Origin of the sequence: Enterococcus sp. AZ009 (assembly GCF_050548785.1) — a bacterium.
Classification (GTDB): Bacteria; Bacillota; Bacilli; order Lactobacillales; family Enterococcaceae; genus Enterococcus_D; species Enterococcus_D entomosocium.
Window position 1 is genome coordinate 2,869,337 of sequence record NZ_CP172960.1, and the last position, 13,917, is coordinate 2,883,253.

The window sequence follows — 13,917 nt, forward strand, 5'->3', positions numbered from 1 at the left end:
TTTGTCTTCATCCTTTCAACACAACTTTGTCCATGCATACATTTTTGTTTGCCAACAACTGATAATTCTTTTGATCGACTTCTACCTTATGAATATAAGGAACGCGGTCATCTAAAATACTCATTAAGTTCCCTTTGATATTCCCTTTGCCATCAAGCGGCGATTCTTCCAGATAAAGTGTATTTGTCGAGTTGGATTTTGCTAGAGAAAATAATTCTAACCCCATATATGAAATGCCCACTGTATCATTTTCTGTTAACCGAAAAGCTAACTGATCACGAATGAAATCAAGTGTTGTGTTAAATTTTTGAGTTACCTTGAATGTTTCTGTATCACGAATCGTGACTAAATTGATGGTGCCTTGATAAAAATAGTAATTCAGAATACTTTGTTGCTGATCATTGAAAAAAGCAATCTCTTGAACCTGGTCATTGCAGTAATAAATAGTTGAGAATAATTTCCCATCTGCGGCATATTCTTCAATGAAATCTGTCGTGCCATCAGGATAAAAGTAGCGAACTTCTTTGACATGTCTTCTAGTCATAGGATACAAGCTCACTTTACCTACTTCATCTCCATCAGTGATCAAGGAAATGGTCCGGTCCTCGTTCATATAAACTTCTGTAGAGTAAGCTGTTGGTACTTGGTTAAAAAACAGAAAGGCTTCTGGATCGTGACTGCGCTGTGTCACTCGATCTAAAATATTTATTCCCTGCAATGCTTCTTTTTGGAGCATCGCTTGAAAATTTGGACTCGGTGAGATGGACAACACTTGACTTCCTTCTTTGATTCGTGATTTTTGTGCCATCCAAATTCGGTCATTTGGTCGGATCACGGTGACTAATTCATAATGCATCGATCAACTCACTCCATTTCTCTGCAATTATCGCGTCTTGAAACATTCGTACAGACTTGCGGGTATTGGCTTTAAGTTGGTTCAGATCAGAAGCAGTCAACTGACGAATGCCATCTGTTAGTTGCTGAATAGTATAAGCTTCATCAGTTCTAGAAAAATCTTTCAAATAACCATTGACTCCTTCTTTGATCAACTCCATGGCCCCAAAACGAGCCTTGAAGGTTACAATTGGCAATCCTGCATTTAAAGCTTCAATATAAGTCAATCCGAAACCTTCTGAAAAAGAACCAGAGATAAATGCATCATAATCAGGATATACTTCATTGATTGCATGAGAATGCCCTTTTAACCGAATGTACTCTTCTGCATTCAACTCCTTGATCACTGCTTTTAACTTACCTTCTTCTCCCCCTTGACCATAGATGTCTAAAGAGATCGTTGGATGTTCTTTTTTTGCTGCAGCAATTGCCCGCATCACAAGATCAATGTGCTTTTCGGATGCCAAACGAGAGACTGTCACAAACTTTTCTGCCTGTTGTTTGCCTAATTCAAATGAATCTTCTGTCACATCGCGAATCCCTCCCACCGGGATCGTCACAATTTTTTTGGACTCGTTTGGGAAATCGATCAACAAATCTTGCCTTTGCAATTCTGTCGCAACAACGATATGAGCGACTTGTTCCAAATGCGTCAAAGCAAATTCATAGTAATTGTTCCAAAGAGGTGCGCTAGCTACGTCACGATCAGATAAATGATCGGCATGAACGATCTCAATCAATTTGATTTCCGGAGGACAATGATCATATAAAGCAGCCTCGCTTTCCTCCCCCCGATCAATGATGATACTTTTGGTTTCTGGGAATTCTTCTATCAGTTGTTTAAAGAAAAATCGCTGCAATAAGACTTCATTTCTAAAGAAACGATGTTTGCCTTTGAAAGCAAACAAATGAATATTCGTCATTACTCTTCCTCGATGCGAATCATTTCGATAACTGTACATGATTTTTCTTTGATTCGTTCGATAGTCAAAAATCTCTACCCGATAATCCGAAACTAGCAGTAAGCCTTCCTTTTTTGGACTAGGAGATTTTTCCATATGCTCAACGATTTTTAATCCTGATGACGTGATGGTTTCTTTGATTCTATGTGTGTTCGTAGCATCTACTAAGAGATCTTGTTGTGCAGTAAAAACTGCTTTAGCCCCTTGCCTTAAATAATCACCTTCTAGTGCAAAATATTCCCACATGGAGATGACTTTATCATCTGGTATTTTCCAAGCCGCCATGGCTTCATGGAGATTCTTCACTAGCTCCATAAAAATATACTTATAGGGAATATTTTTTCTATCAAAACAAGCAGCACGATAGAACTGTGCATGTTCCACACCAGAATTACCAATCCCCATTGCTTTATTTACAAAAAAATTCATGATGTCTCCCTCTTTATTAGGTTGATTTTTTCCTGTTTTCTTTTACATTCTCTAAAACTTTTAGTGCCCTTTGATTAAGTGCGATCTTTTTTTGCAGACGATCCATAAGCTCGGGTGCTTCGGCTTCTTTATTTGGCTTTGCAAATAATAAAGCTAATACAGAAAAATCTTCGTGGTAACAAGACTCCAGCAAAGAAAAATTTTGTCCCATTTTAAGGTTGATTTTTTCGGGACTGTCGCTTCGCTGATAGATTTGTTCAAGCAATACTTCCAAATACGATGATGCAGCCTTAGTATCCGGTTCAACAAACAATCCTGCTTCAAAATCTGAAAGTGAATATTCTTTGACATAGCTGTTCTGTTTTTCAAATACGACCGATAATGCAGCATGTTTCTCAACCAACGGTGTAACCGCAACAACGCTGGTTGCTATGTTTGAGCCTTGGTTTGCTCCAGTGGTTGCATTTATAGGAACCACTTCAAATGCTTGATTCTCCTTAGTGGATAAAACCAATTCCTTAAAATGAATCTCTTGATGCTTTTTGTTTACCATATGAATCTGATAATCAGTGGCACCTTGCGGAAAGAGAAAACATTCTTGGTTTGTTTCGAAGACTAGTTTTTCAAGGAGAAAACCATCCTTATCAAAAAATTCCACCAATAGCTGTACTGCTTCCTTACGATCGAATGCAGCATGAAGTGTTAACTCGTACTTGTATCCAGGCAGTAACATTGGTAGCATTGGTGATTTCCGACTAATATGAAATTCTGTTTTCGAATACCAAGATTTAATACTGACGCCTGGAGGCATCAAAGGAGAAGAGTACAAGACATCCCCAGAGGGCATATAAGCTATTTTTGCGCCATAATTATAATTGTCATTAAAGTCGATCCCCCACTTGATACGATATAAACTATTCATCGACTCCCTCATTCCCTATAATATTTTCTTGATATCGCGGTGAAATGTATGCACGAGAATATTTTTGTATTGTTTCAAAAACCAATTATTGATGGCAGGACTATTATCGTTATGTCGGCCGATCATGCCTTTATATAGAACACGAGTCATGGGGAAATTATTTTTTAAAAATTCAAACAACATTGGAAATGCCTCCATGTCGTAATCGTCTTGTTTCATATAGGCGATCGCAAAGGTTGTCTCCCGATAATCGCCACTTTTGAATTTGCTCCAGAACCGTTCATTCAATTGACTGCTCGCTTCTTTTGAAACAACCCCAATATTGTAAAGCAGCATATCCAATGAGGTTGGAAATCCAGTTGGTCGATTGATGCGTTCATTTAGAGCAATGGAACCAAGATTCGTCAACGGTTTTCCCACGATGACACTGTTTGGGCTTAAATCGCTAGCAAAATACAGCGCCCCAAACGTGCCCATCGATAATCCGGATAAAATGAGGTCTGACTTATCAAATCCTAGCAGTGCTAGTTTCCCTAAGATGATCGCTACGATTTCTTGTTCGAATTTCTGGCTGCCTAGATAGAAATTCCCACCTTCTAAACGAGGGTCACCAATCAGCAGAAACGGACAGCCCATACTTCCCATCATCCCACGGCCTTCAAATCCTTCCGCTGAACGATAGCCAGAAAAATAAACCGCTAATGGAGGTTTTAAATCTCCCGGATTAAAGTAATAGATCACTTCTCCCCCCAGATTCTCTTCATCCCGAATCCGTCCGCCTCCTGGAATCATGACACTTTCATCTGCCATTGCTCTTCGCAGGTGCATCTGCCCGATCGTAAATTGCCCTCGATTTCCTTTGGCATACAATGAAACATTGATGTATGAATTTTGATCTAATTTGAAGTAAACCGGCTCCCCATTTATGATTTGATCGTGAAGGACCTCAATCACTTGGATGACTTGATTCGTGTTTTCTTTAATGAAAAAGAGTTTGATTTTTAATGTCACTTCTCCTTGAACATCTGCGATCTCCGGATAAAAACAGGTGCGTTCGTTTTTAGGAATCAGGTTAGTCATTTTCCAAGTAGTTATTTGCTGATCGTCTGATGTCAGTTGTGCCTTTACCTGACAGGCTGCATGTCCTTCTTTAACGATCTGCAACGGGACAGTTTTATTAAATTTCATGTGATCCATAGATAGCTTATATCCTTGTTGCTTTGCTGAGAATTGCTCATTGATCGTACGAAAAACATTTTCTAGCTGCTTTTTATCAAAAGGATTCGCTGCTTTTAATGTGAATAGCGCTTGAACTTCTGAAGATAGCCGCCCATTTTCTTCGTAAAATATTTGGTAGGCTGGCAATTGTTTTAAATATTCCAAATTTTCAAGAATCGCGGCATTTTCCTCTAGAAGAAAAATTGCCCGATGGTATTTGGTATTATATTTGTCTTTCTTAAACAGCTGTAGCTCCTGCTCATCTTTTCTGAAATCATAGGCCAACGGAAGCCACTGATAGGCAAACAAAGGAGAAAGCTGCTTTTGCCCCTCAGAAGAAACAGCTGCAACATGAAATACCTGAATCTGTTTAGACGACACCCTCTAGCAACTCCCTCCATTGTTTAATAATATTTTCCTCACTAAAACGCTCAATATAACTAATATTTTCCACTAATGCTTGGTTCCAATTATTTAAATCGTCCATGTAAAAAGCGATTGCTGCATCTAATTCTCTAATTTGACCAATGATCTGCCCATTCTTTTGGTCATCCACATAATCGGTTTTCTTCCTAACAAGCTGAGGAATCCCTGCACTAACAGCTAGTGCTTGTTTCTGGACATCAACTTCAGCAGACAAATCAATATACAACCGTGTTTCATTGAAATCCTGACGAATCGTGGTGAGATGAGAATCCAAACGAAAGTGAATCCTAAAATTGACATCAACTGCCTCTACTAGATTTCGCCAATTTTTGCTTTCTCGGATCTCTTCAATCGCCTCTTCATCCGTTTTAAATAACTTTTTCGCCTTTTTTGCTTCAAAATATTTTAATACCTTTTGATACTCCTCAGATTCACTATCGACACCGAAGTGAGTATCAACCAGTTCTTTTTGTGCTTCTCGTAAAACGACTTCGCTTTGGAATGTCGTCGTTTCGATAATTAAGTCATAACGATCATTCTGAATAACTTTTTGCAGTAATAGATGATGGATTCTCCGAACGTCTTCGTTAAGCTCACCGGCGTTCCAATAAAGAACCAGCTGGGGAATGGAGTTGCTATTGCCCAGCTGAAAAGAAGTTGTGTAAATAGGTATGCGCTGTATCCGAGATAGGTCATTGACACCGGACTGTTTCATTAAAGAGAAAAGCGCTGTTTGATTACTAGTCGAATCCGTAATGATTTTATTTTCGCCAGCCCATAATGCTGCTTTTTCATCTGATGCACAAGTTGAAAGTCTGTGGGCATCAGAAACGATCTGGATCACTCTTTTTCGTTCCTCGTTCGTTTTGACCAATCGTAGACTCCGCTCATTTGTCAAACAAATTGTTTGATCTTCTGGCTCAAGATTCAGTTGAAATTGATTCATCATCTCTAAAAGAAGTTCATCCATGCTTTGATACTGACTTTTCTTTAGTCCACTTTTCCGAGGATTTACCAGCTCAACGTGTGGATTTTCTCCAAAGTATTCCACACATTTTTCCATTCCCGATTCGTTATAATAAATCTTCTTTACTTGTTCTCCTTTGTCATTCTGGAACGATTTTGCAGAAATAAATCCCCGATCATCGAAGAAGAGAATTTGTCGATAAGGTTCCGTCATTATAGACATCTGTTCTGCAAAACCAAATGAATTGAACCGAATTTCACCAAATGGTTGATTTTCCTTAATCAGCGTGATCCCAAACGGTGTATAGACCTTCTCCACATTCTGAGCAAGAGGTAAGTCATCGACATCTAAGGGAAATCCATTGGTTTTTTGAATGTCTTGCAAGCGATCATAAAGCGAAGTCATTTGCGCTACTTCTAATTCATATGCATGCATCTGATAACGTAAAAACGGTATATGCTCCAATAACAATAAGTGATACGGTTCTCGATTGTTCTTGAAAAGCTGAATGATATTCATCATATAATCACTTTCTAAATTGCCACTACTGGTCGTCCAATCAGGGATAAAATAATTCAAAAAATTGCCTCCTAACATCCTCTAAAAAATCCGGTAAGTATGTCTGGAAAAGAGGAACCGTATTTCATTTGTGATAGTTTCTAAAATGATGATCAACATAAAAATACTTCCGAAATAAAAAGCTAAGTTGGAAATGATTTGATTTTGCAATCCTATCAATAAGGGAATCATTGAAACGATCACAAGATAACTGTTGCCAAGTAATGCAACGGTTGATAAACGCTTCAATATATATCGCTCTGTCTGTTTACCAGGAGCAACATTTAAAATGTAATCTCCCGTCTCTTTTAGATTTTTGGCTATATCGTATGGTCGAACATTTATAAAACTAAATCCGTAACCTAAAACATAGAGAATCAGACCATAAGTGAAAACACCCCGCACATTATTAAAGGAAAAGTAAGTCGTAATAAAATTTGAAAAGCCTGTGTCTCCCCACTTTTCGTTCAATAGTAAAAGCTGCGGCATTGAAAAGACAGTTACTGCAAACATGAAAGGCATTGCCCCGGCAGGTAAAAGTCGAATAGGAATATACGAATTGTTAAAGCGACTGTCGATACCTGTCCGTTCAATATTGATACGGTATTCTGCATTGTAAAGGAAGAGTGTGAGATAAATAAAAACTAAGGTCACCATAACTAACCCGATAAGAAAGTTTTGACTTAAATGAACGGATTCTGTTTGTCCCGAAATTAACATAGCTGGGATATTCATCAGTAAACCTGGAACAATAAACAGACTTTGACCTCCAATTCCTTTATCAATGTTGATATCAGCTAGCCATGCAACGAACAATCCCCCAGCCGTCAAAAGAAGAACTGCTCCTAAAAACAACAGGACAATAGAGCCTCCAATTGCTTTTTGATCAATCATTGAGGAACGAAATTTTAAAACCAGTGCGCAACTTTGAAGGATAGCAAATAAAAGAGTCAAACTGCGTTGAATATACCCAATTCGTTTGGTGGAAAGATTTCCGATACTTTCTGTATCAATCATGCTGATCGTTGTCCAGATGATCAGGGCAGTCATATACGGGCCCATCCCTAAAGAAAAAAGCGTTGGAACAGTAAAATTCCCACCGGTTGATGTCGCTAAAAATTTCAGAATCAAACTAGTTGATTCCTCTGGTATCTTTTCTGAAATAAAAAAAGGAACCTGGATATGCTTACCTATCTCAACAATGAACAAAAGGAAAAAGCTCGCGATTATTCTTCGAATGAGTTCTTTTTGATTCTTCATTTTCATCTCCAATTTTCTTACTTTTTTTTAATCTGCAAGGTTTAACAAAATAGTAACAGGTTTAAAATTGCCTTTTGTACTTGTTTTTTGTTGAAATAAAAAAAAAAAAGGAAAAGGTGAGGTTGGTCATTGTGGTATCATCGTTTTAAATTCAAATAAGTAAAAACTACTCACTTTAAATAGTCATCAGAGAAATACAAGGATTGGAAAAGAAAAAAAGGGAGAATTTCCTGAGAAATAGCCCCCAAAAGAAGGTCTTTACTATGAAAAAACTAATTGAAGTCATCATACCTCTCGTTTTGCTCTTAGGAGGTATCTTTTTTTTGAAAGAAAATTTAACAGTCAACGAAACACCGACTACAGAATCTAGGGTCCCTGACAATGAACCGACGCCTAAGTTAAACCTAAAAGCTGTCGTTTTGCGGACTGATGACTCTTTGGAAGCAGTTGATCAAGAGTCCATCTATCACGGTGAATTTCCCTACTATAATATGGATAGCACCAAAACCTATACGTTTTCACTTCACTTCGTAACAAGTTCTGGTGAAGCGCTGCTGGATCAAAACGAAGAACCACTTATTGCATCAAGAAAGATGAAACTAGTTACTCAGAAGGGAAAGATCGTCTTTTTTTTAGAAGCCAATGATTTGATGAGGGAATATCTTTTTGACCTAGACGACGTCATGATTCGTGCTAAATTAGAAAGCATTGCTGATTAAGCTTAAGCCACAAGCAATATCAGTTTTTGAAAGGAGGAACAAAAAAATGAAAGATAAAAAGTTTCGCAAGTATATTCGGTTGGCGAGAAAAGTTCAAAGTCTTGCAGAAAACTATCGGCAATTATCAGATCAAGAATTGCAAATGCAAACCATTCATTTTCGACAACAACTCGAACAGGGCAAAAAACTGGAGAGTTTACTCCCGCAAGCCTATGCTGTCGTTGTCGAAGCAGACCGTCGTGTCTTGGGAATGGAGCCTTATTTTGTTCAAATTCTTGGCGCAATTGCTCTTTTTTACGGCAATGTTGCTGAAATGAAAACCGGAGAAGGAAAAACATTGACCGCAACCATGCCGATGTATTTACATGGTCTGGGAGGCAAAGGCAATTTCTTGATTACTTCTAATACGTATTTAGCCTTGCGAGATATTGAAGAAACGGGAAAAGTCTATCGTTTTCTAGGACTATCCGTGGCTGCAGGTGTTCCTGAACATGAAGATGAAGGAGAAGAAATCGATAAAGAGGTGGTCTATGCAGCAGACATCGTCTATACGACGCATAGCGCACTGGGCTTTGACTATTTATTTGACAACTTGGCTGTTTCTCCAGACGAACAATATGTCACCCACTTCAATTATGTACTGATAGATGAAATCGATGCAATATTACTTGATATGGCGCAAACGCCATTGATCATTTCAGGAGCACCCAAAGTTCAGTCAAATTTTTTTACGCTATCTGATTGGTTTGTGAAAAGCTTGATTGAAGGTAAAGACTTTATGAGAAGTGAAAACAAACGTCACGCTTGGTTTACAGAAGCAGGCATAAAAAAAGCCGAAGACTACTTAGGTATTGAAACTATTCTTTCAGAAAAATGGAAAAGTCTTTACCGTCATTTAGTCATTGCCTTACGGGCCAATTATCTCTTACACTTAAACAAAGACTATGTTGTGGAGGACAACGAGATTCTTTTGCTTGATGAAGCAAATGGACGTAAGCTGATTGGAACAAAACTACAAGCTGGCCTTCATCAAGCAATCGAAGCAAAAGAAGGCGTAGAGATTACTACAGAGAGCCGCTCCATGGGCTCCATTACCTACCAAAACCTATTCCGAAAATTTAAAATTTTGTCCGGAATGACTGGTACTGCCAAAACAGACGCCGACGAATTTCGAGAAACGTATGATATTGACGTAATCGAAATTCCGACAAATAAACCCATTCGCCGAAAAGATCATCAGGATCTGGTCTATGTGACCAATCAGTCGAAAATCATGGCTTCTTTAGAAGCAGTAAGAAATGCTTTGACGCAAGAACGCCCCGTATTGATTGAGACAGGATCAGTCTCAATGTCGACGTTATACTCCCTGATTCTCTTAAAGCATCGAATCCCTCATAATCTTTTAAACGCTACAACAGCGACCAAGGAATCCTGGATCATCTCAGAAGCTGGTAAAAAAGGTGCCGTAACTGTGGCTACTTCAATGGCTGGGCGTGGTACAGATATTAAACTGGAAGAAGACGCACGGGAAAATGGTGGTCTATTAGTAGTAGGAACTGAGCGGATGACCAGTGACCGAATTGACAATCAGCTTCGGGGCCGCTCTGGACGTCAAGGAGATCCGGGTGACAGTATTTTCTATGTATCTATGGAAGACAAAATCGTGGTTGAAAGTGCACCCAAATGGGCCGCCGACGAACGAGAATTATTAACTGAACAAGAAGAATTATCCAGTGATCTCACGCCCTTAAAAAAGAAAAAATACAATAAACTAATCAATCAGTCACAAAGCAATCGCAAAAATCAAGAAATTGCCGGACGTCAAACGACGCTAGAATTTGACTCAATTATTACCATTCAAAGAGACAAAATGTACAGCATGAGAAACAGCATTATGAAAGGTACCCCTGTCGAGTTAGAAAACATCATTAATCAATGCATAGAAGAAACAATCAATCAATTCACCACTAAAAAAGAGAACCTAAATCAACAAGCGATCCTTGATTTTATCTTTAATAATTTGGACTATAATTTTGATGTTTTTGAAATCGAGAAACTAGATAAATTTAATAAGCGAACGGTCAAAAAATTTTTATTGGATCTGATTTCAGAGCGTTTGATTCACATTCAACAATTTATGCCAGATAGTTTCCAACAACTGTTTTTCAAGCGAATCATTCTTTTAAAAGCCTTAGATACTCTTTGGATCGAACAATCAGACAACCTGCAACAATTGAAAACAGTCATCAATGGGCGAAACTGGGGACAACATCGCCCCATCTATGAATTTCAAGTAGAAGCACATCGTTCTTTTACTGAAATGCGTGAAGCCATTTATCTAGAAGCAGTCAGAAATTTATTATTATCCGAGTTGGTAAAAACAGAAGATGGTTCATTCGATGTTGAATTTCCATAGCCAACCATAGCCAATAAAAAAGCATCACAGTTAGTTTGCCTAACTGTGATGCTTTTTTATTTAATAGAAGTATTTTTATCATTTTAGAAGAGCTAGGAAATTTATCCTAGCTCTTCACAAAACAAAACTAACGAGTTACTCTGTTTCACGCTTTGCTTCATCTTTTTTCTTTTTCATTAAAGCAATAGCAGCTAACAGCGTGGCAATTCCAGCAAGAGACATTTGAATACCACTTGCATCAGATTCGCCAGTCTTAGGAAGAGTAGAACCAGTTGCACCGGTCGTATGACTCCCTACTTCTGTGTTGCCAATTGGCGTTATTGTATTTCCATTTACTCCATTGTTCTGATCAGAACTTGATGGTGTTGAAGTAGAGCCGCTGTTAGACTCACTTGCCGAAAGTGAATGATCTTGGCTAGTTGATTGTGATTGCAGCTCTGATAGACTCTCAGACAAGCTATTACTGTGATATTCACTGACGATATCAGAGTTGATATCACTTGTACTTGTGCTTAGCGAAGCAGAGTCACTCACGCTGGTACTATCGCTGATTGATTCACTAGCGCTCATGGAGACTGAATCTCGATCAGAGGCACTAAAGCTTTCACTCTGACTAGCCGAGTTGCTAGCACTCAGACTGTCGCTTGTTGACCCTGAATCACTTGATTCGGCGCTAAGTGATACTGAATCACGTTCACTATCACTGATGCTGGTGCTTTCGCTTGCAGATTCACTTACGCTTGTACTGTCACTGATAGAAGTCGAATCACTTACACTTGCACTATTTGACATTGAATCACGTTCACTATCGCTGATGCTGGTGCTTTCGCTTGCTGATTCACTCACACTTAGGCTTTCGCTTGCTGAAGTCGAATCACTTACACTTGCACTATCAGACATTGAACCACGTTCACTGTCGCTGATGCTGGTGCTTTCGCTTGCTGATTCACTCACACTTAGGCTTTCGCTTGCTGAAGTCGAATCACTTACACTTGCACTATCAGACATTGAACCACGTTCACTGTCACTAATGCTGGTACTTTCGCTAACAGATTCACTCACACTTGTACTGTCACTGGTTGAAGTCGAATCACTTACACTTGCACTATCAGACATTGAACCACGTTCACTGTCACTAATGCTGGTACTTTCACTAGCTGATTCGCTCATACTTGTACTGTCACTTTGACTGATTGATGTGCTCTCACTTGCAAAAATCGACTCACTTGTACTGAAGCTGCGGCTTTCTTCCGTAGAAATACTTGCGCTTTCAGACTCAGAATCGCGAATGCTAGAACTGTTGCTTGTACTTTCAGAAGCGGAGGCTTGATCGCTCGTACTCATAGATTGACTCAAACTTGTACTGTCACTTGAACTAACCGATTCGGAATCTCGGACACTTTCACTTGTACTAATGCTTTCGCTAATGGAGGTTGATTCGCTAGGTGTAACTTCCGTACTATTCCGCTCGCTTTCGCTAGTACTGATGCTGACGCTAACTGATTCACTGGTGCTAGAGCTTTGTGAATCACTTGTCGAAGCACTCACACTTTGAGATTCAATCACTTCTTGTTTTTCGCTAAGCGATGTGCTGATTGATGCCGATTCGCTTAGACTTGTACTAGTAGATTGTGAAATGCTGGTGCTCTCACTAGCACTTGCTGAGACAGAATCATTTGTACTTGTACTGTCACTGGTTGAAAGGCTAGAACTGTTCGATCTTGAATATAGATCGCTTAAGCTATCACTTGCACTATCGCTATTGCTGAGTGATGTGCTTGCACTATCACTCGTACTGAAACTACGTGATTCGCTGGCACTTTCAGATCTAGATAGTAAATCACTTAGACTCGCGCTTAAACTTAAGCTGTTACTTACGCTCGTGCTACCGCTATAGCTTAGGCTATCACTTCTAGATTCACTTGCACTCTCTGATCTAGAAAGTAAATCACTTACACTCGTACTAGAACTTAAGCTGTCACTAGTTGATGTGCTCATGCTATTGCTTACACTATCACTCCGTGATTCGCTCGCACTGCTAGATTGAGAGTTCATTTCACTTAAACTTAAGCTAGAGCTGTTGCTGCCACTCAACGAAGTACTTGTGCTTTGGCTCAAGCTATTGCTCCGTGATTCACTGGCACTGGTTGAACGAGATAGTAATTCGCTCAAGCTAGTACTGCTACTTTCACTCGTACTAATTGATGTGCTGCTACTATAGCTTAGGCTATCACTCCGTGACTCGCTGGCACTGACTGATTGAGATAATTGTTCACTTAGACTTGTACTTGAACTCAAACTCGTGCTAGCTGAAGTACTTTGACTGAAACTATTACTTAGGCTATTACTTAAACTAATACCTTCGGAAAGTGAGTCACTTGTCAATTGGCTCAAACTATTACTCAAACTGTAGCTGTCGCTCGCACTAGTTGACGATGAATCACTTAATGAACTGCTAGTACTTGTGCTGAGACTTAGACTCGCAGAAGTACTACTACTGTAGCTTTGACTTTCACTTGCTAGTGATCTGCTTTCTGAAAGACTATCGCTATTGCTCAAGCTAGCACTGATTGACGATGAGTCGCTCATTGATGTACTGATACTCAAGCTTTCACTCATACTTTCAGAAGCACTATTACTAATACTTGTACTATCGCTAGTACTTGTACTTATGCTTGCTGAGGTGCTGCTACTGTAGCTAGTACTGTCACTAGTACTTAGACTAATACTTGCTGAGGTACTGCTGCTAAAGCTTTCACTCATACTTGAACGCGAATCACTAATTGACGTACTCAAACTATTCGATTCACTATTACTGTTGCTTGTACTAATTGAAGCAGAGTCACTAACCGAAGTACTGACACTAGTACTCATGCTCAAGCTGGCTGAAGTACTGCTGCTATAGCTTTGACTTTCACTAGTCCGTGAATCGCTCACAGACGTACTAATGCTTGTTGATTCACTATTACTTGTACTTGTGCTACCGCTGTAGCTTGCAGAGTCGCTTGCACTTTGTGACATTAAACCACTAGTACTCAATGATGATGAATCACTTAGTGAAGTACTAATACTTGCTGACTCACTGTTACTAATGCTTGTACTTACTGATAATGAGTCACTCAATGACGTACTCGTACTTGTTGACT

The 13,917-nt window shown here is 39.2% G+C and carries 9 protein-coding genes; 2 read left to right on the forward strand and 7 right to left on the reverse strand.

Annotation, left to right across the window (positions count from 1 at the left end; translation table 11 throughout):
- Positions 1–7 precede the first annotated feature (7 nt).
- Genes IGJ74_RS13655 through IGJ74_RS13680 form a run of 6 tightly spaced genes read right to left on the reverse strand, consistent with a single transcriptional unit; the run spans position 8 to position 7,636 of the window.
- Entirely contained in the window at positions 8–856 is an 849-nt protein-coding gene (locus tag IGJ74_RS13655; protein WP_087665023.1) for a hypothetical protein, read from the reverse strand.
- Positions 846–2,285 carry a glycosyltransferase gene (locus IGJ74_RS13660; RefSeq protein ID WP_016612576.1) on the reverse strand — a complete coding sequence of 480 codons (1,440 nt, stop codon included), beginning with the start codon at positions 2,283–2,285 and terminating at the stop codon, positions 846–848. The genes IGJ74_RS13655 and IGJ74_RS13660 overlap by 11 nt, the downstream gene beginning before the upstream one ends.
- A 16-nt stretch (positions 2,286–2,301) precedes the next feature.
- Positions 2,302–3,207, reverse strand: a complete 906-nt coding sequence (asp3, locus tag IGJ74_RS13665; protein WP_225869308.1) for an accessory Sec system protein Asp3 — start codon at positions 3,205–3,207, stop codon at positions 2,302–2,304.
- A 15-nt stretch (positions 3,208–3,222) separates the two neighbouring features.
- Positions 3,223–4,806, reverse strand: coding sequence for an accessory Sec system protein Asp2 (asp2, locus tag IGJ74_RS13670; protein ID WP_218193523.1), 1,584 nt, complete (start codon positions 4,804–4,806; stop codon positions 3,223–3,225).
- Positions 4,796–6,397, reverse strand: coding sequence for an accessory Sec system protein Asp1 (gene asp1, locus IGJ74_RS13675; RefSeq protein WP_255324174.1), 1,602 nt, complete (start codon positions 6,395–6,397; stop codon positions 4,796–4,798). The genes asp2 and asp1 overlap by 11 nt, the downstream gene beginning before the upstream one ends.
- 21 nt (positions 6,398–6,418) lie before the next feature.
- Complete coding sequence (locus IGJ74_RS13680) at positions 6,419–7,636, reverse strand: accessory Sec system protein translocase subunit SecY2 (protein ID WP_086316472.1); 1,218 nt, start codon at positions 7,634–7,636, stop codon at positions 6,419–6,421.
- 323 nt (positions 7,637–7,959) lie between these two features.
- On the opposite strand from IGJ74_RS13680, the gene IGJ74_RS13685 reads away from it, so the two are divergent.
- Both IGJ74_RS13685 and secA2 read left to right on the forward strand, forming a co-directional pair.
- Positions 7,960–8,355, forward strand: a complete 396-nt coding sequence (locus IGJ74_RS13685) for a hypothetical protein (RefSeq protein WP_223347115.1) — start codon at positions 7,960–7,962, stop codon at positions 8,353–8,355.
- A 46-nt stretch (positions 8,356–8,401) separates the two neighbouring features.
- The gene (gene secA2, locus IGJ74_RS13690) at positions 8,402–10,771 is read left to right on the forward strand and encodes an accessory Sec system translocase SecA2 (protein WP_034872020.1); all 2,370 of its coding nucleotides are present in this window, start codon (positions 8,402–8,404) and stop codon (positions 10,769–10,771) included.
- A gap of 135 nt (positions 10,772–10,906) precedes the next feature.
- Here secA2 and IGJ74_RS13695 read toward each other — a convergent pair whose 3' ends face one another.
- Positions 10,907–13,894, reverse strand: coding sequence for an LPXTG cell wall anchor domain-containing protein (locus tag IGJ74_RS13695; protein ID WP_430608761.1), 2,988 nt, complete (start codon positions 13,892–13,894; stop codon positions 10,907–10,909).
- Between the last annotated feature and the right edge of the window lie 23 nt (positions 13,895–13,917).

Coding starts and splice junctions, on each gene's coding strand:
- IGJ74_RS13655 (WP_087665023.1), bottom strand. CDS start 856: ATGCATTATGAATTAGTCACCGTGATCCGACCAAATGACCGAATTTGG.
- IGJ74_RS13660 (WP_016612576.1), bottom strand. CDS start 2,285: ATGAATTTTTTTGTAAATAAAGCAATGGGGATTGGTAATTCTGGTGTG.
- asp3 (WP_225869308.1), bottom strand. CDS start 3,207: ATGAATAGTTTATATCGTATCAAGTGGGGGATCGACTTTAATGACAAT.
- IGJ74_RS13680 (WP_086316472.1), bottom strand. CDS start 7,636: ATGAAGAATCAAAAAGAACTCATTCGAAGAATAATCGCGAGCTTTTTC.
- secA2 (WP_034872020.1), top strand. CDS start 8,402: ATGAAAGATAAAAAGTTTCGCAAGTATATTCGGTTGGCGAGAAAAGTT.